Annotated in this window: 26 protein-coding genes; 10 read left to right on the top strand and 16 right to left on the bottom strand. The window is 58.2% G+C overall.

Annotation, left to right across the window (positions count from 1 at the left end; genetic code table 11):
- The first annotated feature begins 99 nt into the window (after positions 1-99).
- Positions 100-813 (top strand): ABC transporter permease, encoded by a 714-nt coding sequence (locus X733_RS142720; protein ID WP_023819598.1) that lies wholly within the window; start codon positions 100-102, stop codon positions 811-813.
- Between the two features lie 51 nt (positions 814-864).
- Here X733_RS142720 and X733_RS1000000169760 read toward each other — a convergent pair whose 3' ends face one another.
- The 6 genes from X733_RS1000000169760 to X733_RS142745 all read right to left on the bottom strand — a co-directional run bounded on the left by X733_RS1000000169760 (position 865) and on the right by X733_RS142745 (position 4,160).
- Entirely contained in the window at positions 865-1,002 is a 138-nt protein-coding gene (locus X733_RS1000000169760) for a YHYH domain-containing protein (RefSeq protein WP_155924262.1), read from the bottom strand.
- A gap of 150 nt (positions 1,003-1,152) precedes the next feature.
- Entirely contained in the window at positions 1,153-1,548 is a 396-nt protein-coding gene (locus X733_RS142725; RefSeq protein ID WP_023819597.1) for a DUF5615 family PIN-like protein, read from the bottom strand.
- Complete coding sequence (locus X733_RS142730) at positions 1,545-2,258, bottom strand: hypothetical protein (RefSeq protein WP_023819596.1); 714 nt, start codon at positions 2,256-2,258, stop codon at positions 1,545-1,547. Before X733_RS142730 ends, X733_RS142725 begins: the two co-directional genes overlap by 4 nt.
- Before the next feature lie 110 nt (positions 2,259-2,368).
- Complete coding sequence (locus X733_RS142735; protein WP_155924261.1) at positions 2,369-2,743, bottom strand: hypothetical protein; 375 nt, start codon at positions 2,741-2,743, stop codon at positions 2,369-2,371.
- A 168-nt stretch (positions 2,744-2,911) separates the two neighbouring features.
- Complete coding sequence (locus X733_RS142740) at positions 2,912-3,169, bottom strand: hypothetical protein (protein WP_023819594.1); 258 nt, start codon at positions 3,167-3,169, stop codon at positions 2,912-2,914.
- A gap of 766 nt (positions 3,170-3,935) precedes the next feature.
- Positions 3,936-4,160: a hypothetical protein gene (locus tag X733_RS142745; protein WP_023682359.1), complete on the bottom strand. Its 225-nt coding sequence runs from the start codon at positions 4,158-4,160 to the stop codon at positions 3,936-3,938.
- 309 nt (positions 4,161-4,469) lie between these two features.
- Between X733_RS142745 and X733_RS142750 the strand changes: the two genes are divergently transcribed.
- Complete coding sequence (locus X733_RS142750; protein ID WP_023682357.1) at positions 4,470-4,754, top strand: hypothetical protein; 285 nt, start codon at positions 4,470-4,472, stop codon at positions 4,752-4,754.
- A gap of 517 nt (positions 4,755-5,271) precedes the next feature.
- Here the strand turns inward: X733_RS142750 and X733_RS1000000170965 are convergent.
- From X733_RS1000000170965 to X733_RS1000000170960, 4 genes are all read right to left on the bottom strand, one after another.
- Positions 5,272-5,451, bottom strand: coding sequence for a hypothetical protein (locus X733_RS1000000170965; RefSeq protein ID WP_196813763.1), 180 nt, complete (start codon positions 5,449-5,451; stop codon positions 5,272-5,274).
- Positions 5,452-6,589: 1,138 nt separating this feature from the next.
- Positions 6,590-6,937, bottom strand: a complete 348-nt coding sequence (locus X733_RS0135405) for a helix-turn-helix transcriptional regulator (protein WP_245274490.1) — start codon at positions 6,935-6,937, stop codon at positions 6,590-6,592.
- A gap of 338 nt (positions 6,938-7,275) precedes the next feature.
- A complete protein-coding gene (locus X733_RS142760; protein ID WP_023673385.1) occupies positions 7,276-7,479 on the bottom strand; it encodes a CsbD family protein in 204 nt (67 codons plus the stop codon).
- Positions 7,480-7,984: 505 nt separating this feature from the next.
- Positions 7,985-8,416, bottom strand: a complete 432-nt coding sequence (locus tag X733_RS1000000170960) for a hypothetical protein (RefSeq protein WP_245274489.1) — start codon at positions 8,414-8,416, stop codon at positions 7,985-7,987.
- A 119-nt stretch (positions 8,417-8,535) separates the two neighbouring features.
- Here X733_RS1000000170960 and X733_RS1000000170955 point away from each other — a divergent pair, with 119 nt between their 5' ends.
- The 3 genes from X733_RS1000000170955 (at position 8,536) to X733_RS1000000169750 (ending at position 9,719) form a co-directional block, all read left to right on the top strand.
- Complete coding sequence (locus X733_RS1000000170955) at positions 8,536-8,682, top strand: hypothetical protein (RefSeq protein WP_245274488.1); 147 nt, start codon at positions 8,536-8,538, stop codon at positions 8,680-8,682.
- A 383-nt stretch (positions 8,683-9,065) separates the two neighbouring features.
- Entirely contained in the window at positions 9,066-9,227 is a 162-nt protein-coding gene (locus tag X733_RS1000000170335) for a hypothetical protein (RefSeq protein ID WP_196813761.1), read from the top strand.
- A 93-nt stretch (positions 9,228-9,320) separates the two neighbouring features.
- Positions 9,321-9,719, top strand: coding sequence for a hypothetical protein (locus X733_RS1000000169750; RefSeq protein ID WP_155924259.1), 399 nt, complete (start codon positions 9,321-9,323; stop codon positions 9,717-9,719).
- Positions 9,720-10,785: 1,066 nt separating this feature from the next.
- On the opposite strand, the gene X733_RS142775 is transcribed toward X733_RS1000000169750, so the two are convergent.
- The 6 genes from X733_RS142775 to X733_RS142810 form a co-directional block, all read right to left on the bottom strand.
- On the bottom strand, positions 10,786-11,127 hold the full coding sequence (locus X733_RS142775) for a hypothetical protein (protein ID WP_155924258.1): 342 nt from the start codon (positions 11,125-11,127) through the stop codon (positions 10,786-10,788).
- Positions 11,128-11,380: 253 nt separating this feature from the next.
- On the bottom strand, positions 11,381-11,587 hold the full coding sequence (locus X733_RS142780) for a hypothetical protein (protein WP_023819585.1): 207 nt from the start codon (positions 11,585-11,587) through the stop codon (positions 11,381-11,383).
- Positions 11,584-11,859, bottom strand: coding sequence for a hypothetical protein (locus X733_RS142785; protein WP_023819584.1), 276 nt, complete (start codon positions 11,857-11,859; stop codon positions 11,584-11,586). The genes X733_RS142780 and X733_RS142785 overlap by 4 nt, the downstream gene beginning before the upstream one ends.
- Positions 11,860-12,228: 369 nt before the next feature.
- Positions 12,229-13,281, bottom strand: a complete 1,053-nt coding sequence (locus X733_RS142795; RefSeq protein WP_023819582.1) for a hypothetical protein — start codon at positions 13,279-13,281, stop codon at positions 12,229-12,231.
- A complete protein-coding gene (locus tag X733_RS142800; protein ID WP_023819581.1) occupies positions 13,281-13,619 on the bottom strand; it encodes a hypothetical protein in 339 nt (112 codons plus the stop codon). Before X733_RS142800 ends, X733_RS142795 begins: the two co-directional genes overlap by 1 nt.
- Before the next feature lie 487 nt (positions 13,620-14,106).
- Positions 14,107-14,301 (bottom strand): hypothetical protein, encoded by a 195-nt coding sequence (locus X733_RS142810; protein WP_023819580.1) that lies wholly within the window; start codon positions 14,299-14,301, stop codon positions 14,107-14,109.
- 356 nt (positions 14,302-14,657) lie between these two features.
- Here X733_RS142810 and X733_RS142820 point away from each other — a divergent pair, with 356 nt between their 5' ends.
- From X733_RS142820 to X733_RS142835, 5 genes are all read left to right on the top strand, one after another.
- Positions 14,658-15,128, top strand: a complete 471-nt coding sequence (locus tag X733_RS142820) for a hypothetical protein (protein ID WP_155924257.1) — start codon at positions 14,658-14,660, stop codon at positions 15,126-15,128.
- Positions 15,115-16,329, top strand: a complete 1,215-nt coding sequence (locus X733_RS142825) for a site-specific integrase (RefSeq protein ID WP_023819577.1) — start codon at positions 15,115-15,117, stop codon at positions 16,327-16,329. The genes X733_RS142820 and X733_RS142825 overlap by 14 nt, the downstream gene beginning before the upstream one ends.
- 102 nt (positions 16,330-16,431) lie before the next feature.
- Positions 16,432-17,058: a hypothetical protein gene (locus tag X733_RS0135390; RefSeq protein WP_031193778.1), complete on the top strand. Its 627-nt coding sequence runs from the start codon at positions 16,432-16,434 to the stop codon at positions 17,056-17,058.
- Between the two features lie 399 nt (positions 17,059-17,457).
- Complete coding sequence (locus tag X733_RS142830; protein WP_023682882.1) at positions 17,458-17,961, top strand: hypothetical protein; 504 nt, start codon at positions 17,458-17,460, stop codon at positions 17,959-17,961.
- 291 nt (positions 17,962-18,252) lie between these two features.
- On the top strand, positions 18,253-21,594 hold the full coding sequence (locus X733_RS142835; RefSeq protein ID WP_023752023.1) for a M10 family metallopeptidase C-terminal domain-containing protein: 3,342 nt from the start codon (positions 18,253-18,255) through the stop codon (positions 21,592-21,594).
- The last annotated feature ends 12 nt before the right edge of the window (positions 21,595-21,606 follow it).

Genomic DNA, 21,606 nt, shown 5'->3' with positions numbered 1-21,606 from the left:
TCATCCCAGCATGACGATCATGATCATCCTCACCCCCACGAGCATTCTCATGGCGAGCACGATGGCCACAGCCACTAAAGGCCGGCAGCCAGTCTCCCCATGTTCCAGGCGCTCGTAGAGTTCCAACGCACAATCTACCTCGCGCTTGCCGACCAAATTAAAATGCTATCGGCAGGAGGTGATTGGCTGGCGTTCCTCGCATTCGTCCCGATGGGCGTACTCTTCGGTGCCGCTCATGCCCTGACACCGGGGCACAGCAAGGCCGTCCTGGCGACCTATCTCGCGGGGTCCGATGCGAAGGTCTCGCGGGGGCTTCTTGTCTCGCTCACACTAGCCTTCACCCATGTGACGATTGCGGTCCTCATTGCGGTCCTCTCGCTCCCCCTTGTTTCAATAGCTTTGGGAAGCGTTGGCCGCGCTCCGCTTTTGGAGGATGTCAGTCGCGGGCTGCTTGGACTGATTGGCGTCTGGATGGTCTGGCGGGCGTTGAGGCAAGGGCATCACCATAGCCATGAGGGTGAGGCCGTTGGCGTGATGGCTGGCTTGATCCCATGCCCCCTGACACTGTTTGTGATGACCTTCGCGATTTCCAAGGGAGTACCAGGCGCCGGAATCCTTTTCGCGGCCACCATGATGATAGGCATCGCTTTGACCCTGTCGTCTGTTGCGGTACTCTCGATAGTGTTTCGGGAGCGCCTTATGAGTTTTTTCGAAGGGCGGCCACGTATGTTTGAAATCATTTCTCGCTTAATCGAGGGCGCCGCCGGATTTGCTCTGGCGGCTGTCGCCGGTTGGCAGATCATGTGGACCTAACGGCGGGCGGCGCGAGCCCGCGCCGCCCGTCTGAAAACACACCAGCCCGGCCTAGTGGCAGTGATACTCGCCAGTTTTGTGGTTTGTATGGCACCCGTTGGCATCCGTGCCGCCGCCGTGTGCATAAGCACCCATCGCAAGAGCCAACATAGTCAAAGCCGCCATGGCGGCAATAATTGTTGATTTCATAATCCCCCTCCAAAAGTAATTTTAACGGCGAAGCACTATCACAGGATCCATCCAACTGTCAGCTTGCAAATAAACATGGTCAAGATGGTCGGCGCCCCACAATGGGAAGCAACAGTGGCGGTCAGCAAGGTGCCGGTTCTCAACGGCGACCTATTTCAGCTGCGCAATCCGATTGCTCTTCATCTGGAGTTCGAACATAGCGCCGCCTTTTACGATTTCCGCCTGCTTTTCGATGGTCGTCCAGAGGGCCAGAAGCCGCTCCATCTGCTTCGTCACCGGGGCCTTGTAGAGGCCCTTCGAGAGGAAGAATCCCACAAGCCGGGAATTTCGGAAGGCATGGTATTCGAGAGCGTTTCTGGTGATGCGCCGGTCACCCGAGATCACTATCCAGCGGCCCTCAGTACTGCTTGACTGGATCCAGTCGATGTCCTTTACGCCGGGGCCGTACTTTTCCCTCACATGAATTACGTCATGCAGGCCTACGAACAATGCATTCAGGGATTTGGCCAGCGCCGGTGAAAGGTTCTCATCAATGAGAACTTTCACGCCGCTTTCAGGTCATGTTGGAAGTTCACCGCGTCGCGGACGACCGCAGCCGAAACCTCGTAAAGCCGAGCAACGCGTTCAACCGAACCTTCGGCCTCTGCCGCATCGGCCAGCGCCACGGTGGGCACTCCCGATTTCGCTGCGATCGGCTGGCCGAAAGATCGTTCCGGGTCAATGACAATTGATGGCCGGCCGCGATAGGGCCGCCATCGCGCAACAGCATCATTCTCGATATCGAGATCCTTGAACGTCTGGTCGATCACCTGCCGGAACACGTATTGTTTTTTCCGTAGATCAAGAACTTCAGACTTGCCGGTCCGTTCGATGCTTTCCAGGAAAATGGTTCGGCCATCGGTCTGGAAGCGCCGGGTGGAGAAAGGCCGGTCATCGCCTACGCATTCTCTGGCGTATTCAATGCAATTGCGAATTGCGAGAAGACCGACGCCGGCCTGGGTAAAGGCCTTTACAAATCGAAGTTCAATCAGATCCCGGAATCCGATTTCGAGATGTTCGTCGTCACCGTTCGGAACCTGAGATTGCCACAGGGGTTCGATATCGTGGACAACATCATTCCGCCGATAAGTGTACCCCTTAAGCCAGCGATTTACATTCCGGGCTGAGGTCTTGATGAGCAAGGCCGCTTCCTGGGCGGAGTAAGACCCCACACCAAAAAGAATCGTTCCCTCAACGCCCGCTTGCCTCACGTTCATGCCTGTAGCGTATCCTGATTATGGTTGGCCGCAAGATGGCGGCTCCGCACAGATGCCAAAGACCGATTCCTAGGGAGTAGATAATTTCGGCGAGCGCGACCAGGCAGCAATCATTTCTGCGCCGCTGCAACCTTCTCGCTCGCTTCAATTAGCTTTCGGGCAGCGTCGCAGAAAACGCCCTCATTCTCTTCCGTTGGAAATTCCATAGTCGCAACCACGCCGGCTACCGCAAATACCTTCTTGCCCGCTTCTGTCTTGAAGGCGGCATCGCCGCCTGCCGCCCGTATCAAATTGGCTGAAGGCTTTGGAATGTCGCATCTTTCACCAGCAAATAGCGCCATCCCATAAGAAGTTAAAAGCGGGCTTTCTGTAGCAAGTATTTGAAACTCGCTTTGTGCTTTTCCGGGTTCAGCAAATAGAGCCTTGAAATAGGCAGCGTATATTTGGTCAGTTCGGGCTGGCATATCAGCGACGCCGGAACTCATGCGTGTTTGCATTTCGGCTGCGCCAACTCCAAGCGTGAGCGCACCTATCGCCATTGCCCCGAAATGCCACCACCTCATCCGCGTCCCCTCACCCCGACGAGAGAATGGATTAGCCTCTACCTGGGGCGCAACCTTTATCGAAGCCGAAATTTCAGTCTAAGGTGACGGTTAGCACAGATCGGAAAACCGCGCCGCGTCTTTGAGGCATGTAGCCCTCGCAGATTGGCAGTAAGACGCCGCCGGATCGTACCCCGCCTGTTTGCAGAGCAGGATCGTCCGTTCCAGGACGATGTGATCAAACTCATCCCTCTTAGCCTGCTTTTCCGATACCGACCGTTGGTAGACGCTTGTGGCCGATGTCCAGATGAATTCGCCGACGAAAATTGCGGCCGCGAGGCCAACGAACGCGAAAACGAGATTTTTCATACCACTCCCCTGACCTTGATCGGGGAGTTCAGAACATCTCACGCAGGAGATGCGCCGCAGCCTTTAGGCTTTCGCCCTGGACATGCGCCGCGGCCTCCCCGACCAGGTCGGAGAGAGCGGGTGACGGCTGCTCTTGCGCCGCTGCGTGAAGGGTTCTGACGCCCCTGAGCTATTGCTCTAGGCTGTTATAAGGATCGATGAGGCTTGTGCCAATGGGGCCGCAAACCGTTTGCGAGCGTGCGCGCCGCGATGGGTTCACAACCTTTTCGCTGCCGGGCGGCGAAATAGATACGGAGCCGGGCAACCCAGCGCCTAGAGCGGTGCTCAGCGCCACCACCCTTCGCCGCTCGTTGACCTATGCTGGCTCCAGCTACTCCAGACCGATTGCCCGCCGGCTCACGCTGGCGGGCTTTTTTGCGTCAGTCGGGGAACATCCTCACTCTGAGGCTGTTCGGTCAGACCCGGCTCGTTCTGCAGCGGTCTCTGCCGGTGACCAAGATGGCCCCTCACTCATCATGGTCGGCCCGCGCTCGGAGCGCGGGCCATCCCTGCACAAGCCCGGCGTCCCCAGATGTCAGCGGGCTTTTCATCGTTCTCTGTCATTGCTGTGTTGTCGGTGCGCTACCGCTTCTTTGAATGCGCGTGCTGCTGCATCGCAAGCGACACGTGAGGAGCCGTTCACGGACAAGATGATTTCGGCTGCCTTCACTGTCAACCGTGTTTTTCGGCGAACTCTGCGGCTGTGTACGCGAGCTTTGCTTTTTCGCTACTCCGCATATCTGGCTCGATATACCGCTTCCGCCTCGTGTAAGCTTTGGCGGGTCCATTGCAGGGTGTGGTGCATGCTCGCCAAAAGGCTAATGGCGTCGGTCGTTGGACTGCCTTCGTGATTCAGCAAACCAACGAGTATATCTTGCTTGGAAACGATGCTCTGGTTGTGAGCGAGTTGGCCCATCAAATAAATGAGCCGGATCTCTGCCGGTGTCGGCATGGGCCTTCTCCCTGGTCGGGCGAAAGCCTGATGATCGCTCCCAAGCGCCTCGTGCCTGTTTGTTTTTGGTTTTTCGAGGCGACCGCAACAGTGTGCGCTCGTTAGCGGGCCATGGCAACCGGCTAGGCAATTGCAGCGTCGATGGTGGGCGCGGGCCGCCTTGACCGACTCGCGGGCCAATGCCTCCTGGTTGACGACGACGATCGGTATGAATTTCTCCAATTTTCGGTCTGGCTGGAAACCATTTCTACCCGCAAGCGTTGAATTAGCACAGCTGCATTCAAGCAGTTTGTCCTAGGAGGAATTTCGATGTATTCGAAAGTGATCATTCTCGGCGCGACATTTGCTCTTATGACGGGAACGGCCTTTGCCGGTAGCTCCACCGGCACGTCAGCCCTCGACGATCCTGCGAAAATGTCTCCTTTCTTCACCGACGCCGGCATGAAGACCATGAAGTCTGAGGCCGAAGCGAAAGCCGCCTGGTCGGCTATGTCTCAGGAGGACAAGGACGCGGTGATGAAGGACTGCGCTGACGCAGACATTGCGAAGGCCCATGAAAGTTTCTGCAAAGCTGCGATGATGATGGGAAAATAGGCCCGTGAGCCCGCTGGCTCCCCGGCCGGCGGCTTTTTTTGTGCGGCCCAGGAACATCCTCGCTCTCCGGCAATACGAGCCCGCTGGCCCTGGTCGGCGGGTTTTTTGCATCTGGCGCCGAAACTATCTTCGTTTGCCTGTCACAAGGAGCCAAGCGGTTTCCGTGCTCGGTCTCCGCACTTCAGGGTCGCTGAACCCTGCGTCTCGCAAGGCAGCAATCACCTCATCCGGCCCGCGAGGTGTGAAAATATCGGCCGGCATGTTCATCCGGTCCATATGCGCCTTCGGGAGGAAGCCCAGCACGACGCGACCGCCTGGTTTGAGGACGCGAGCGAGCTCTGCGGATCCAGCTCTAAGGCTTTGCCAGAAGTACACTGTGTGGACGCTGAGAGCCTTGTCGAATGTGCTATCTGGCAAGAGCAAGTCCTCGACTAGCCCGACTCGGAACTCGGCTCGTCCGGCGCGCACTGCATCGGCGAACCGGCGGGAGGCAGCGTTCACGACATCCTGCGAGCGATCAACACCGCAAACGAATGCTGCCCCACGGAGAAGTTGCGGCAACTGCGCCGCCGAAACCGACCTCCACGGCGCGATCTTCCGGGACCAGTTGCAATTCATTGAGAGCGTAGCCGTTGAGCCGGGCATTGCCCCGGTTCATGCCGGCCCGGACCAGCCAGCCGCCGGTTCGGTCGGCCAAGACAGTTGTTTAGCTATGAACCTTGGCGCCATCCGATCCAACCCTTGTTGGCATAAGGCGCTCCTCGGCTGGACAACTCGCCCGCATCGGATCAGCCGCCTCTATTGCACCTCATTATCCGATGAGAACGCTGAGATTATCAAGTCGTGCTTGGATTGGCGCCAAATTCTCCCGATGACGCCCATCGGTTCCGCCTGTCGAAGCTGAAGACACAACGGTCGGGCCCGTGCTTTCCTTCCTGGGGTGACGCGGGCCGCCGTCGCTCAGCCTTTGCGCGAGCCGGTGATGATAGACGCGAATTTGTTGCTGCTGCGGGGCAGACCTACCAGTTGGCGGAGCTCTTCGCATAGCTCTCTCGCGTCTTGGCGCGAACACTCGCAGCGATAGCGCAGGATTGTAGCCTGTTCAGTCAAGTCCTGCTGAATGTCGTTCAATTCGGCCAGCTTCCGTTCGATAGAACTCATTTAGGTAGCATGCGCCTAGAAGTGGCCGCGCGCAAACGCTGGTTCGATAGCGATGCCCAGTTTAGGTTGTGCTGCGCTCTTAGGCGTCGAATTCCAGCGGCTGGTGCCCCGGTACCATAGAAATGCTCTTCCCAGTCAGGTCATGTGTCTTGCCGGGGATGGGCGGTCCGAGGTCGGCCATTCTGGTCATGCCCGACCGAACCCGCCGCAGCGGCAAAAGTTTCCGGAAAGGCGTGCCTGTTGTCCGATCGCCCGCTCGCATTTTTGTACCATCTATTCCCGACTTCCATTAGCATCCTCTCATGGCAACTCTGCGGTACGGCGTAAGGCGGGAAGCGGATGGGACGTGGACGGTGTTCGACGTGTTCACCGGGCTGCCGGCTATTGTAGCGGGCCACCCATCTGTCGACCTTCCCGACATGGAGTATGCCGAAGAGCTGGCNGCCGGCTATTGTAGCGGGCCACCCATCTGTCGACCTTCCCGACATGGAGTATGCCGAAGAGCTGGCGGCCATCCTGAATGCCAACGACCTGAAGCAGAGGCTATCTCACGGAAGGTTCCCCGGAGGGTTCGCCTGACTGAGGTGGCATGACAAGTTAGCCATTCGCCAGCCTGCGTACTGCCCATTCAGGATGGTTCAACCGTTTCCATCCAACAATGGTGGCTTTTCCGCTTATCCTTTTTTCTCCCGGCGGCGCCACTGTCTATTATCGGCGGCGAGGCCGCTATCACCTTCTGAGCGGGCTAGCAGCGATGGAGTGCCTTCGACGGTGAAGACAATTCCGGCGTCTTCAAACGCTTTCCGGATGGCCGCGATGTTGTGGGGACGCGATTTGCTGAATCCGTTCTCAAGATCGCTGATGGCCATTTCGCTAAGATTGGCCTTTGCTGCAAGTCGCACACGCGACCAGTTCAGTAGGGCTCGTGCTGCTCTGGATTGATTTGCTGAGAGTACGGTTCGGCTGTTCATAGACAGTCGAACATTCAAAATCGCTAAAATGTTCCTCTTGACCTTCTGCAATTTCTAACGGCGTGAGGCCGGCTTCTCGGATAACGCGGAGGGGTTTTCTAATAACCTTGCGGAACGCTTATCGTCACGCCGCAATGTCTTCTTTTTCGGCTTCGTCCGCTCAACCAGATCTGGCCTTTTCGCTATCAGGTAGTCAGCCCTGTTCGTTCGATAGTCTTCTTTGTGGATGGACATTGCTAAGATCTCCGATTGTGGAGATCAACGCGGCTGGAAGCCGACACGTTCCCAAAAATCGCTTGTTCAAGGCCGAGCCGAACGGCACGACGGATGCCAAAAAGGCGACAAGGGCGCGGTTCGTCACGCGCCCTTGTAGGTCCAACTGTGCTAGTCTACGAGTCTTGTCGACCATACCAGTCGTCGACGTCTCGCCGCACGCGATCCTTCTCAATGCCGTAGCGTTCCTGGATCGTACCTTCGAGCTGATCGCGGTTGCCGGCTATGCGGTCGAGATCATCATCAGTGAGCTTGCCCCACTGCTCCTTGACCTTACCTTTGAATTGCTTCCAATTCCCTTCGACGCGGTTCCAGTCCATGATGGCGATCTCCTTTCGTTGTCCTTTCGAATAACGGTCGTATGGCCGTCAGGTTCCGCTGCAGGTAAGCGCGCTTGCTGGTGATCTAGCAATGGAACCTAATGCCCATCGCCAGCTTGAGTGCGCCGGCCTTTTCAGTTTTGGAACACAGCGGGCCTTTCGCCGTTGGGTGCAATGGAACAGCTTCGCAGCCAGATGCAGGTATTCGCCGATCCGGGCCTGTGGGTCGCCTTGGCGGCACTGCTGATCCCTTATGGGATCGGTGTCGCACTGCTTCTGCGGGTAGCCGGTTGACGGACCTGCCAGCTCTCGCGTCAAGATGAGCGGATTCCAATAGAAGGCGCCTTAACCTGGCGGCTGGGGGTCTTCGCGTTCGGCCATCTGTTCCAAGAGCTTCCGTGACGCAGCCAGGACGCGGCGTGTCTCGTCGATGGTCGTACGTAGGGAGTTGAGTTCGCCAACCGCCCGGCGTTGGTTCCGGCGAGCGCTTTCGAGGTATGAATCGTCAGGCTTCCAACGGTCTGTCATCGGAATGTGCAGCCCGCGTCACCTCACACGTGACTTTCACCTCAAACAGCGAAATGTTGGTGCCGTCATGAACTTGGAAGGCGACTTGGCGGAATGTGCCGCCCGGCACCTGGTCTTTCACGATTTCAAACAACGCCCTTGCCGCCTCATCTTCAGCGGCGGCCGAGTTTGCAAGCTCGGTGCCTTCGGTATCCGGGTAGGGGATTCCGTTTTCGGTTAGATCGAAGAAGAAGGGGCCATGGTGCCCTAACAGCGAAGCTTTGAAAAGGTTTCCTCGATCCCGAATCACAGCGGCCAGGTGACGGCCACGGCGCACGAGGGCATTATGAAGCGGCCGGCGACGCAATGGGTCAAGCCGGGGCTGATCGGCCGCGTGAAGCACCTGCGCGGCGAGGATGACCTGCGCCACGCCTCACTGCAGGACTTCCGAGAGGATGACACAGATGGCCGTGGCTAGGAAAGATCAGGAGCGCGCCACCTACGCCTGGATGTACGCCCAAGCGAGCAAGGATGGCAAGGAGACGTGCGGTGTCAGCCTACTGGGGAGAGCATGCCGACGCGTGGCTGCAGGGCTTTGACGGTGAGCCGGTGGCCGCCTTCGGCAAGACCAAGACCATCAACGACGAGATGGAAGCCGAGGTCGACGAAGCCGCCGTCGAGCGACTCGCCGAATAGCCATTTTTGCCGTATGCCCGTATGGTCGTTTTTGATTGAAGAAAGGGTTTCGGCGGGCCTATAAAGATGGCGTTTACCATTGCCTTTTTGGGAGGATGTGATGGTTACAACGCCCATAGATATCGCTCGCGCAGCCGCTGCGACTACGACGGCCACCTTGCTGAAGTGGCAGAAGTCCATGGAGGAACGCGCCACGTTTCGCCAGAATATGGATCAATCGCGCAGGGCGATCCAAGCCTCACGCGAACTGCTGAGGCGCCTTCGTCAACGTCAGCGTGACGACAATAGCGACGCGGACGCCCTAAAGGACTAGCCGACAAGGCAGATGGTGAGACGGAGGGAACCTTGTTGCCGCACACCGGTTCTGGTTGCGGAGCAGGCTTATGGAAAAACAGCGTCAAGGAATTGAGGTGGAAGCACTCGCCGCACGATTGGCGAAAGAAACAGGTGTTTCGGTAGAGCAATCACGCCAGCTTATCGAACTGATGGGCACCGACTGGAATTCCCTACTTCGTGAGGCACGGCTTCTTAAGGACGGGCATTAGCGTTCAGCGCAACCTGCACGTCTGCAGCAGTTCCGCCTCGTCGGCAATCCCATTCTGAAAAAGGAGGATGACTCCCCAAGCCAGGGCTTCCCTTTGTTCCCTGTCGTCTCGGGCGATCCCGCGCTCGCCGCACAGTTTGTCGAGCACCCTCTGGAGCAAGTCCAGATCCTCGGGTTCGAATACCCCACGGTAACGTTCCAACGGCATCGCCAGCCCCTCAACGCGGCTCAATGCCTTACCATTTCACACAAGGATTTTGATGCGAAGGCAAGTCATGGTGATTGGGCCGACGTGCGGCCACTAATGTCGCGACGGCGATGGCCGATGAATGTGCTTGAACAGGAAAAGGCCGATCTCCTGCATTGCCGTCATATCCGGGTAAGCCGCCAAAACGGAGCCTTCACCACCGACGCTGCCGAGCATCGGGATCAACACGAAGCTGTCATCCCGAAACTTGCTTATGGTGGTGATCGTGAAATCGTAGTCGGGTAGGCCTCATCAAGCAGGGCGCTGATCTCGGCGAGGAATTCCGGCGTCTCGAAATGTGCGCCGATCGGCGGCACCACAATCATGTCTTTGCATACTTGCATGTCGCGCCCCCCCAAGCCGTCGCATCCTGAGCGCCGCGCGGCCAAGGTCAAATCACGTCTTCTCCCTGCCGATGAGCCGGCGTCAGCAAAGTTATCCACAGGTCGACAAGATCGTTCGAATTGTCGCGGTTCGGTTAAGACCTCGATCATGAGGCGTGGCGCATCGTGTTGTCGGGTCTACATTTTGCCCTCCTGACCCAACCCCATAGCTCCAGCCCGTGGCCAATTAAGGCGACGGGCTTTTTTACGTCGGCATCTGGCCCAGCTAACTAAAATTGTATGGAACCGCAGCGACAACCACACATTTCTACCTCAAGCGGTCGATTCTTTGGATGTAGCCGTGACTACGAAAACCCGCTGTTGCGCGCTCACGGCGGGTTTTCTTGGCGTCAGAGCTACCCAGCCCTCATCTGGCACAGAAACGGCACAGAACCTTCGAGTGGTTGCCGCCCTGTTACGCGAAAAAGTCGACGAGATCGGCCTTGGACGGACTGATCTCTTTGACCTCTGATCATTCCATATCCGGCACGTCACCGCTGACGAATAGCGTGGTGGGCGGCCCGTGATCACCAAGCGCCGGGTCTGCATCACGGCTCCAGGCTATGACGCCGGCATGCTAGATGATAGGCCCTTGGCAGTGCAAATCGCGCGTCTTCGCTCTGCTGGTCGGTTGGACCATAGGCTGTGAACAATCGCCATCCTGGCCTCGATCAAAGGCAACAACCACAATCAACTTCGCGCTTTACGATTGCGAATACAAAATGGGCTGGCGTTGAGGTGGGAAATTTCCTGGGCGGCAAATCAGGTCCGATCCCTAGGGTGCGGATATATACTCATTGACTACTCAGTACACCTTTTTCACCGGCCCCAGCGCTCTGAATCGAGCAGGACACCTCGTACCTAGAATGTGTGTTCATCGAAGCTCATAGCGTGGCCGTGTGGAGTAAGATAACTTTGGCGGCGGTGAGCTATGAGGCCTTGCTCACCATTGGCGAGGCCTTTAACCGGTCAGCGAGCTTCACGGCAAGGCGAGATGTCGAGTCGGTCTGCCTAATCAGGGCAAGCAAATCGATGCTGAAAGTCGCACCACTCTTTTTCATATCTCGGAGTTCGGCATCCAGCATCGACTGCAGCGCTGCCAGCCGCGCTTTCGCCCGTGTCAGATCTATCAAACCGTCGATTTGGGCCTGTGAAACGCCTGCCCCGTTGCCGAAATACGCCCGGAACCCTTCTTGGAACGCTTTCTTTTCTGCCCTCGAAAGGGCCTTGGGGAAAGGCAAAGCCCTCATATTTTCCACATTTTTGATCATAGCAGACATTGGCTCCAAGACTGAGAACTCGTGTCAGGGCAGCAATCCGTAAAGCAATTGCAGAAATCGGGCCGATGCATCGAGCAAATGTTCGAACGCTGCCAGAATAATTGCGCGCGTGGGCGGGCGTGCGCTCTACGTTCGTCTTCGGCTTCTGACATTTTATAGCCCCCGGCGCCGCCACGCTGGCGTCACAGCGCGGCGGCCAGTGAGCCTGAGAGGAAGGGGAAACGCCCAGGCCAACGACAGGTTCTCAATGGACTGGGTAACGCTTCTTGATCCCTTCAATCGAACGCTGGAACCAGGTCTCCATCTGCCGCCGATAGGTGGCGAGACGTACGCTGATTTCGCGTTCGTTGATGTCCTGCTTCTTGAGGGTGGCTTCGTAGTCGACAAGAACTTTATCGCGAACCTTGCCAAGCGCCTCAGTGGCGACTGCAATTGCCTGCGACGGGGTCATAGCTTCACCTTGGCGGTGCGCGTCTTGGCGCCCCCTGGCTTTGGGCCCCTTTGCGAACCCGCTGCGATTTCAAGCAGCGTAAGCCGATTTGAAAGCGACTTGGTCTCCTTGGCGACCAAAGCTGCGACTACGTCTGCGATGTCGGCGAGAAGCCCGTCCTCGGCCAAGACCGAAGCCACATTGTTATCGGCCTTTGCAAAGACCTTTGCCAAGGCGATGATGGTATCGAGTTGATCGCTATTGCCGGAAGTGAGCTTGGTAAGTGCGCGCATCTATCGAGACCTCCGATGAGTGGAAGTCGCACTATACCTCAACCAGTTTCCGCAACTTGGAACGCGTGACCTTGGTCAGGTCTACGAGAGCACGACTCAAGGCTTGCTCTATTTTCGAGCGATCGTGTGAGTCCCATTCTGCCAAGTATCCGGCCTCTACCAGGCTGTCTGTGAGCTCCGTGAGATCGACCTCCACATCGAGGACCGCGAGCCCTTTCGATTTCCGCTTGAGATACCTGTTCTTTCTTTCGATGCACGTCATGTCATTCGTTCCCGGTTTAGGTGATCCGCTCCTTTCTCACGACAGTTTATAGGTGGTATGCGTGCCAGAAATTGCTAGCTATGAGCTACCGTGAGGGATGCCGCCCCTCATTCCTTGGCGACAAGATGCCGATTCGTGGCGACAACGATCTCGGCGACCTCGGCTTGCTGTTCAGCCGTAAGGTCCACCCATTGGGGTGGTAAGGAGGTCACATACTGAATTTGTCTGGGGAGACTGTGATACCATTGCTCGCTAAGCCTGTTGAAGCTGATCTTGCAAAGATGCCTTGCCCTCGGGATGATTTCGGCCTCGGAAACGAATGGGCCTTTGCCGATATATGACCCGTGGTGATCAGGATTACCTTTAGTTTCCGCAGGTTTCAGGAGATTGATTTTCAATTTATCAAGAAGGTCGCCGATAGGCGAGCCGCCTTTCTTTGGGATTGCATCAAGGGGCCCATCTCCAGGGGAAGTTCCTAAAGGGGAATGTGGGTCCTGCGGTGCGCCGGACTGCGCAGCGCCCGGGCTGGCAGGCGCAGCCCCTGCGCCCTCAGCGGCATTTCCTGCACTGCCCGCCTCACCCCCCGGTGCAGCGCCTGCACGACCCTTCTTGATGCGGATATATCCCTCGGGAAATGCGAAGCCGATTTTTCTGAGCGTGATCGGTTTGCCTTTGTCATCAAACGTGTGGGTCTCTTCCGGGAACGTCCAGCCGGCACGATGAAGGCGGTCAAGGCCGCGTTTAACGACAGAAATGCTCCGGCGCACCTGTGCAGCCAATTGGCCGTTCGATAGGAAACAGCGTTGGGAGCTGTCCACATACATACTATTGAACAGCGGCCAAAGTAGACGCAAAGCTATGATATCGTCGGCGAAGACGCCATGGACGCCGGTCATCCATTCATCACGCAGGGCGCGCCTTTCGGCCTTCGCTTGGTCAGTGATCCCATAGGGCCATTTGATCGGTAGCGCATTGCGATCAGGCGGCGGAACGCGAGGCTCACGTTTCGGCGGATCTTTTTGCGATTCCGCGTCGGACTTGCCCGATCCGGGTTTTGGTGTATCTTCCTTATTCTGTGATTTTTCCTTTGCCCGGCCGCCCTGGTCGGGCTTTTCTTTTTTTCCGGAGCCGAGCAGATCGTCGGCGGTTGCAGCTGTCATTAAGTCATTCCCTTCCTTCTCCGGACCTCGGCCCTGAGGCCGCATCTGATCGCTCGTACCGCTCCGCCGATTGATGACTCTGTGGCGTCGAAACGCTTTCTTACTTTCCAACGAAATTCTTCTGCGAGCCGATCAATCTCAACCTCGATTTCATGACCGCAAAGTGGAGCGATCATCGCAGCGAGAGTGCGAATGCCGGCGACGTTGAAAATGTCCCTGCGAGTCAAATCGATCACCTCGGCAGGCCCCGCAGGGGCTGGCCTGGACGATGGCAAGCGATCAGCAGGGATGGTGATAACCTCGGCCGTCAGCTGACCGCCATTGGTGCTTTTCGTCATTGCACCTTGCTCCTTACGTTCTGAAGCAGTCGCTCATGCCAACTGAAGCGGTCTTCGAAGCGGACGCCTGGCCTACTGTTCGCGACAGGCCAACAATTCTGCCAGTCTGACACGACGCTGCTAGTCGCAAGATCGACAACTTGAACAATGCGATCGGGTGAGACGCGCCCGAAGTAGATGAACCAGGTTCGGTCGCTGGAACCATTGGCACGTCGCAAGGCGTCTACCGTTTCCTGGGTGCCGTTAGTAGCGGCCCAAACCCGCCACTTGTGAAGGTCCGCTTCCGGCACATCAACTTTGAGCCGAAAGCGCGCCTTGTCCAAGGCTGAGCCTGCAAGGCCGTGACCAATTTCGACTTTCGAAGAAGTTAGCCAAACGCCTACGAGGCCTGTGCCTCTCCAAAGGTCAGTTGGGACGTCGCCCACCGTTAAGCCATGCGCTGCAATACCGCGCAGACATTGGCCGGCAGTGAAATGATAAAGGTCCATCACTTGCCCACCTCGCCTGCCAGATGGGCAAGCAGGCGGCGGCGACTGGCAACCCAGATCGCCCCCACCTTCGATGCCGGAATCTGCCTTTTCACTAGCATGTGAAAAGTCTGGCCGGGTGTCCTGTTAATCGTTGCGGCAATGGCCTTGCAGCCCCACACGATGTCGCCGGATTGTTTGGATTTTGCCTTCATTTTGTCGCTCGCAATCGTTCGATAGATCGGAGCGGATGCTAGCGGATTTGAGCGGTTGCGAAACTTATAATTTTATGTCAGGGGATAATTTCTAAGTTATCCAGACAGAAAACCTATGATCCCAGTGACATTGGAATGGCAACACCCCCTCCGCGACGTGACTGTCCCTGAGGGTGAAATAGATTGGGACGCTCTGGCTGACGACAGACGCCGCTTCACGCCTCTGACCGATGAGATTCGGCCACGCTCCTTCACGCTCATCAATCTGGAAAATCCAATCTCGGTGGCGATGGCGAACTGCNGATGAGATTCGGCCACGCTCCTTCACGCTCATCAATCTGGAAAATCCAATCTCGGTGGCGATGGCGAACTGCCGGACCTTCCAGGATTATCGCGCCTTCATCAACAACTACGGTTTTCCCTGGGAAAAAGATCAGGCGGAGGTTTGGCAGCTGATAAGCCATTCCAAGGACATGAACCGCTATCTCGCTGCATGCTCAGATCCCCCCGCCGCTAAGCTAGAAGCCGCGCTGCTCATCCGAGATCGCTTTACGATTGAATCTGACATCCATTTTTCGCCTACGACGGGCAATCCAGAATTGGCCGTTAAGGTCGCGACGCCGTTTGAGTTCATGTGCCTGGAAGTTCTCTACGCCTTCGAAGTAGGCGCCAGTTTTCAGCGCTGCGAATGGTGCTCCAACGGCTTTTTGACCGGCACCGCCACAGGGCGCCGAAACACCTCAAGATTTTGCCGCGAGAGTTGCCGTCAGGCTGCCCTACGGCATCGAAACAAAGCACAAGGAGACAAGACCAATGTCCGTAAATAAGCGAACTTGGACGACGCCGAAGGGCGAGGAGAAGGAAACCTGGGTTTGCCGATATAGTGACCAAGGCGGCGCTCGCCGCCTGAAGACTTTTCGCACGAAAAAGGCGGCCGACGCCTTCGCGGCCTCAGCAGCGGTCGAAATCCGCGCTGGCATTCATGTTCCCGACGCCCAGACGGTCACCGTTGCCGAAGCAGGAAAGAACTGGCTGAAAGCGTGCGATGAAGCCGGACTGGAGCGAAGCACTGTCCAACAATACGAACAGCACTATCGAATCCATATCGCCCCGATGATCGGCACGGAGAAGTTGACGCGCATCACCGTTCCATTTGTCCGAAATTTCCAGGATCGGCTTCGTGAGGCTGGCAGGTCAGCCGCTATGATCAAACGCATCGTAGTCAGCCTTGGCGGGTTGATCGCCGATGCCCAGGGCCGTGGCCACATTATTGGAAATGCCGTTTATGATGCCTCGAAGCGTCGCCTGAATGGCAAGGCTAGGAAGGTTGAGCGTCGCCAGAAAGCAAAGCTCCGTGTCGGCAAGGACATTCCGACCAATCCAGAAATCAGGGCAATCCTCGAACACGTCACCGGGCGCTACAAGCCGTTGCTCGTCACCGCCATCTTCACCGGGCTTCGCGCTTCCGAGCTTCGCGGCCTCAGATGGGATCATGTCGATCTTGCCAAGGCGTTGCTTCACGTCCATCAGCGAGCCGACAGATACCATTCCATCGGGGCGACCAAGACAGAAGCCGGCCAGCGCACAATTCCCCTGCCCCCGATGGCAGTGAATGTGTTGAGGGAATGGAAATTGGCTTGCCCAAAGGGTGACCTCAACCTCGTGTTCCCGAACGGCGAAGGCAACATCGAATGGCACGCTAATATTATTAAGCGCGGCCTATGGCCTGCCCAGGTTGCAGCGGGCGTTATAGTCGATTCTGGTAAACGCGATCGTGACGGCGCCGCGATCATGGTGGCGAAGTATCCTGGTTTGCATAGCATCCGGCATTGGTATGCAAGCTGGCTGATAAATCGCCGCGTCGATGGTGGCCTGGAATTACCCATGAAGACGGTGCAGGAAAGGTTGGGCCATGGATCGATCGCCATGACTGCCGATGTCTATTCGCATCTGTTCCCCAGTACCGACGATGCTCAAGCGCTTTCGGCAGCGCAGAACCAGCTTATGATCGCGGTAGGCGCGACATGACTGCGACATGGGCCGAAAAAAGCCAATGGAAACAATCCGTGCGGAAACACTCTGACTCCGTTAGTCCTGGTTCGAATCCAGGTTCCCCAGCCAAGGCACGTCATGCCCACTGACAGCCAGTACATCCTCGAACGCATCCGCCAGGGATGCGTGGAGTTGTCCGACGACGAGTTCGCCATCGACAGGCTGGCAAAATATGTCGGCAACGGGAGAATCCGCTGGCATGTCGAGTTCCGTGGGCATCGCATCGAGCTGACAACCGGCCAGATCAAGAAGCAGCCTACCTTTCGCAGGAAAATCCTCGAACAGGCTGGCGTGCTGCCGCCGCAGCGTACCGGTGCCGACTACCGGCGATGGGCACTCGATCTGAGGCGAAATGCCATCGAGCTTCCCTGGCGCGACAGGCCGGTCGATGCGGGTTTTGCCATCGACCGGCTGACCAGCCATGGGGATGGGCGCTGGACGGTGGAATACCAGGGCAAGGCGATAAAGTTCACGACGACCAAACTGCGCCGGCAACTCAGTTTCCGCAAACGCATGCTGGCCAAGGCCAAGGTGCTGCCGCCCGAATTGGCGCCGGCTGCCTATCGCAAGTGGATGGACTCGCTCATGCAAAACGCCACAGAGGCGGTACCGCAGGCCGGCGAAGCTTCGGCGACGGAGAAGAGTTGGCTTGACGACCTGCCGGAGCTGGCCGGCTGGGAAGATGAAGCGCCGCCCGAGAATTGATTGGGTTCCAATGATCATGAAATCGGGCGATGCTTCTCCGGAACTGCGCGATTGGGCAGCGGACGTTCTGGGAATACAGACCGATATCCAAATGCCGGCCAAAACCGCCCAGCGATAACCCTCCCGCCAAGCCTCATATTTCCCCGGCAGGAACTTGGACGCCGCCCAGGCCAGCGGCCGGCGCCGCTCATCCAAGAGATTGCCTGAGGAGGCGCCGGCCAGGCGGGCATTGGGGTACCCGCCGACGCTACATTAGCATTGGTGCATAGATGCGATATGGCGCGAACGCGGAAGGTCGGCAGCCGCGGCACTACAGCAATTTTTCCCAAGACCCGGGCCCGCAACGCTGCAAGGGTTGTGGCGCCCAGCGTTTCCGCGAGGCTTGCCCTGGAGACAATCATGACGACGTTTCTCACCGCTCTCGCATCCGAAGGTCCGCCAGCCGACCGGGCGAAAGACATGGACCTCTATGGATGGTTGATTGGCAGCTGGGACATGGAGACGGTTCACCACCGCAACGACGGCACAATCCAGAAATCGGATGGCGAGTGTCACTTTGGCTGGGTGCTCGAAGGCCGCGCCATTCAGGACATCTGGATCAGGCCCAGGCGCCCTGCCCCGTCCACCATGTATGGCACGACCTTGCGCGTCTTCGATCCCGGGATCGGTGGCTGGCACATTATCTGGAGCGATCCGCTCAACCAGGATTACTCGCGCCAGATCGGGCGGGCCGAAGGCAAGGACATCGTCCAGATGGGCGCCGACTCGCGCGGCCTGCAGGCGCGGTGGCGGTTCACCGAGATCACCGCCGCCAGCTTTCACTGGATCGGTGAGGAGAGACGAGCGGAGAGCGACCCCTGGCGCGTGACATATGAACATTTCGCGCGCCGGACGGGTTCCTGAAGCACGCTTGCGCATTCAGCCCCTCGTGCCTACGGGCGAGGTACGACCATAGATTAGCGATAGCTCAATTAACACCAAACCAGTATCTCAAAACCCGCCGGTACAAGCGCGCCCAAGAACCTTCATATGTACCGAGCGCGAACTGAGGCTAGACAAGTGAAGATTCCAATAGCATTGTTGGCACTGGGACGGGGCTCGACCGGCAAGCGCAAACGATGCTTGTCGGTGGTTGGCAACTGCTAAACCGTACAGCCGTAATTGCCACGGCTGCGAGACCAAGGAGTCCCAAGGATGCCGAACTCAAGCCAAACCAGCGATCAATGGTGGGTCAACGACCAGACGCCGGACAACCCGTACGGCAAAAGCGAAGATTACGGGGCCTTCCTCACCTACCTTGGAGCGCTGGACCGGTCGATAACGCCGGCGATCGCGGCGGGAACGCTGAGGATAAATGTCTCCGAGCTCAATGACCATCCCGAATACAAGGCCGCCGCGATCGGCGCCTTGCAGATGTGGGCCAGTGTCACCCCGTTGAAGTTCGAAATCGTCGACAATGCACCATACAACAGCGCAACGGACTGGATGCAGGTTGTCAGCCCCGAACTGGGCGAAGAGGACGACGGCAGCGCCTATTCCAACGACCGCTATGTCAGCATCGGCCAGCGTTTCCACGACACCGAGGTCAACAAGACGGATATTGGCGGCTATGTCTTCGATTCCTTCATCCATGAATTCGGTCATGAGTTCGGGCTGAACCACCCCGGGCTCTACAATTACAGCGGCCCAGGCGGCGTACAGATCAATTATCTGAACAATGCGACCTGGACCTACGACCGTCAGCAATACAGCGTCATGTCCTATTTCGACGGGATCGATGTCGGTGAAACCAGCCGCTGGTCGGCGTCAACGCCGATGATGGCCGACATCGAGGCTGTCATCCGCCGCTTTTTCTCCACCGTCGACGAGAACGGCGTGCGCACCTATCAGCATATCGATCTCAACACGGGCGACAACGTCTACGGCTTCGGCAGTGCCGTGGACGGCTACCGGCTGACCTCTTCGGGCATGCAGCACGATATCGGTTTTGTCATCCATGACACCGGCGGAACCGACACGATCGACTTCTCCGGCTCGACGGCCGGCACGATCCTCGATTTGCGCGCCGGACAGTTCTCCAGCGTCAACGGCCACAGCAACAATGTGTCGATCTTTGCCGGGCACAACGCCGATGGCACCGACTATTACATCGAGAACGGCATCGGCAGCAGCTATGACGACGTCCTGATTGGCAATGACGGAGCCAACGTGCTGGATGGCCGCGGCGGCGGCGACCGCATGGCCGGCAATGGCGGCGACGACACCTATTTCGTCGATTCCCTCGACGACATCGTGCGCGAGGAAGCGAATGGCGGGAATGACACGGTCGTTCTGCTGAACCGGAACTTGAATATCCGGAAAATCGCCAACGTCGAACACATCATCTACGCCGACGAGTCGACACTCCAGCCTGGAGACGGCGGCACCGAAACCGCACCGACCATCGGCGACAACACGATGACCAGCGTCATCTTCGGCGACAATGGCAACAATACGCTCGACGGCGGCGCCGGCGACGACACGATCTTCGGCCAGGGCGGCGATGACCTCATCATCGGCGGCCGCGACTCGCTCGCCAGCCGCGACATCAACAACACCATCGATGTCGCCGACCTTCCAGACCAGACCGAGAGCGACGACGGCAATGACACGCTCTATGGCGGCCGCGGCAACGATACGATCCTCGGCGGCCAAGGCAACGACATCCTCGACGGCGGCGACGGCGACGATACGCTGAGCGGCCAGGATGGCGTCGATATATTCCGGGGCGGCGCCGGCGTCGACACGGTAGACTTCAGCAAGGAGAGCCCCTTCCAACTGCTCGTCAACCTCGAGACGAACGTTGCCAATGGCGGCACCGCCACCGGCGACACCTTCTACAGCATCGAAAACCTGATCGGCTCCGATGACCGCATCGACCGTTTCATCGGTACGTCGGCGGCCAATCATTTCTGGGGCCGGGGCGGCGGCGACTATTTCAACGGCGGCGGCGGCAACGACATACTGGATGGCGGCAATGACGGCGACATCCTGTACGGTGAAGCCGGCAACGACACGATCATCGGCGGCGCCGGCCAGGACTATCTGGATGGCGGCGCCGGCATCGATACGGTCGTCTACGAAGGCAGCTCCGCCGGCGTGACGATCGACCTCGCCAATGGCACGGCCAATGGCGGCGACGGCGATGGCCCGGTGCAGATCGTCGGGCGCGGCACCGTTATCCGGCACGACATCCTGGTCGGCTTCGAAAACGCCGTCGGGTCGTTCTTCGACGACCATCTCATCGGCAACGCCCAGGCCAACAAACTTTCCGGCGGCGCCGGCAACGACACGCTGACCGGCGGTGGCGGCGCCGATATATTGAATGGCGGCGCCGGCAGCGACACGGCGGACTACGCCGACGCGGCCAGCGGGCAAAACCTCAAACTGGGTGGCGGCAAATCCGGCGGCGACACCTATATCTCGATCGAAAATCTGGCTGGCTCGGGCTTCAACGATCACCTGACCGGCGATGGCGCGGCCAATGTGATGACCGGCCAGGGCGGCGCCGACAAGATCGACGGCGGCGGCGGCGATGACACCCTGCTTGGCGATTTCGCCTATCAGGGCGATGCTCCGCCACGCCCGGGCATGGGCACCGGCTACGCCACGCTCGGACCGGACGCGACCAACAATTCGGTCTCGACCGCCTTCGACATCTCGAACAACTTCTCGCTGACCGCCGACCCCGACATCTTCGATTCGACGACCACCCTTCACACCACCGTCAATGCCACCGGAAACGGCTTGGGCGGATATTACAGCATCAACCTGGCGGCCGGCACGATCATCACCATCGACATCGATGGCATTGCCGACCCCAATGTCCATGACAGCATCGTCAGGGTGCTGGACAGCGATGGCAATATCGTCGCCCAGAACGACGATGGCGGCAACGACCCCGGCTCCAACAACGGCCGCGATTCGAGCACCAGCTTCATCGTTCAGGAAACCGGAACCTACTATATTGTGGAGGGCGAATGGTCGGACTCGGCTCCTGGCGATGGCTGGGTCGAATCCGTGCCGGAGGGCTCGACTTACAAGCTGAACGTGTCGGTCGAATTCCCGCCGGCACCAGCTCAGCCGGGCGTTGCGGGCGCCGATACGCTCAACGGCGGCGGCGGCAGCGACCTTTTGGATGGCGGGCTGGCTGCCGATACGCTGACCGGCGGCGCCGGCGACGACTATTTCCGCTTCTCGACAGAACTCGGGAACGGCAATATCGACTGGATCAAGGACTTCAAGGTCGCCGACGATACGATCCTGCTGGACAACCTCATCTTTGCCAGCGTTGGCGGCGACGGCGCCCTTGCTTTGGGCTCATTCTACAAGAGCGCAGCCGGCGCTGCTCATGATGCCGACGACCGCATCATCTACGACACCGACGGTGGAATATTGTCTTACGACGCCGATGGTTCCGGACAGGGAGCAGCCGTTCAGTTTGCACACCTGAACACAAATCTGGATCTTTCGGCTGCAGACTTCATCGTCATCTAACGCGTTGCCGGG

This window comes from Mesorhizobium sp. L2C066B000, assembly GCF_000502335.1.
Taxonomy (GTDB): Bacteria; Pseudomonadota; Alphaproteobacteria; order Rhizobiales; family Rhizobiaceae; genus Mesorhizobium.
This window is presented reverse-complemented; position numbering and strand designations above follow the sequence as displayed.

What these genes read in the sequence shown, in the direction of transcription:
- X733_RS142780 (WP_023819585.1), bottom strand. Translation starts at nt 11,587, where the DNA reads ATGACCCCGTCGCAGGCAATTGCAGTCGCCACTGAGGCGCTTGGCAAG.
- X733_RS142750 (WP_023682357.1), top strand. Translation starts at nt 4,470, where the DNA reads ATGTATTCGAAAGTGATCATTCTCGGCGCGACATTTGCTCTTATGACG.
- X733_RS142835 (WP_023752023.1), top strand. Translation starts at nt 18,253, where the DNA reads ATGCCGAACTCAAGCCAAACCAGCGATCAATGGTGGGTCAACGACCAG.
- X733_RS142800 (WP_023819581.1), bottom strand. Translation starts at nt 13,619, where the DNA reads ATGACGAAAAGCACCAATGGCGGTCAGCTGACGGCCGAGGTTATCACC.
- X733_RS1000000169760 (WP_155924262.1), bottom strand. Translation starts at nt 1,002, where the DNA reads ATGAAATCAACAATTATTGCCGCCATGGCGGCTTTGACTATGTTGGCT.
- X733_RS142760 (WP_023673385.1), bottom strand. Translation starts at nt 7,479, where the DNA reads ATGGACTGGAACCGCGTCGAAGGGAATTGGAAGCAATTCAAAGGTAAG.
- X733_RS1000000170335 (WP_196813761.1), top strand. Translation starts at nt 9,066, where the DNA reads ATGGAAAAACAGCGTCAAGGAATTGAGGTGGAAGCACTCGCCGCACGA.
- X733_RS142795 (WP_023819582.1), bottom strand. Translation starts at nt 13,281, where the DNA reads ATGACAGCTGCAACCGCCGACGATCTGCTCGGCTCCGGAAAAAAAGAA.
- X733_RS142785 (WP_023819584.1), bottom strand. Translation starts at nt 11,859, where the DNA reads ATGCGCGCACTTACCAAGCTCACTTCCGGCAATAGCGATCAACTCGAT.
- X733_RS142825 (WP_023819577.1), top strand. Translation starts at nt 15,115, where the DNA reads ATGTCCGTAAATAAGCGAACTTGGACGACGCCGAAGGGCGAGGAGAAG.
- X733_RS142810 (WP_023819580.1), bottom strand. Translation starts at nt 14,301, where the DNA reads ATGAAGGCAAAATCCAAACAATCCGGCGACATCGTGTGGGGCTGCAAG.
- X733_RS142730 (WP_023819596.1), bottom strand. Translation starts at nt 2,258, where the DNA reads ATGAACGTGAGGCAAGCGGGCGTTGAGGGAACGATTCTTTTTGGTGTG.
- X733_RS142830 (WP_023682882.1), top strand. Translation starts at nt 17,458, where the DNA reads ATGACGACGTTTCTCACCGCTCTCGCATCCGAAGGTCCGCCAGCCGAC.
- X733_RS0135390 (WP_031193778.1), top strand. Translation starts at nt 16,432, where the DNA reads ATGCCCACTGACAGCCAGTACATCCTCGAACGCATCCGCCAGGGATGC.
- X733_RS142745 (WP_023682359.1), bottom strand. Translation starts at nt 4,160, where the DNA reads ATGCCGACACCGGCAGAGATCCGGCTCATTTATTTGATGGGCCAACTC.
- X733_RS142740 (WP_023819594.1), bottom strand. Translation starts at nt 3,169, where the DNA reads ATGAAAAATCTCGTTTTCGCGTTCGTTGGCCTCGCGGCCGCAATTTTC.
- X733_RS142720 (WP_023819598.1), top strand. Translation starts at nt 100, where the DNA reads ATGTTCCAGGCGCTCGTAGAGTTCCAACGCACAATCTACCTCGCGCTT.
- X733_RS142775 (WP_155924258.1), bottom strand. Translation starts at nt 11,127, where the DNA reads ATGATCAAAAATGTGGAAAATATGAGGGCTTTGCCTTTCCCCAAGGCC.
- X733_RS142735 (WP_155924261.1), bottom strand. Translation starts at nt 2,743, where the DNA reads ATGAGTTCCGGCGTCGCTGATATGCCAGCCCGAACTGACCAAATATAC.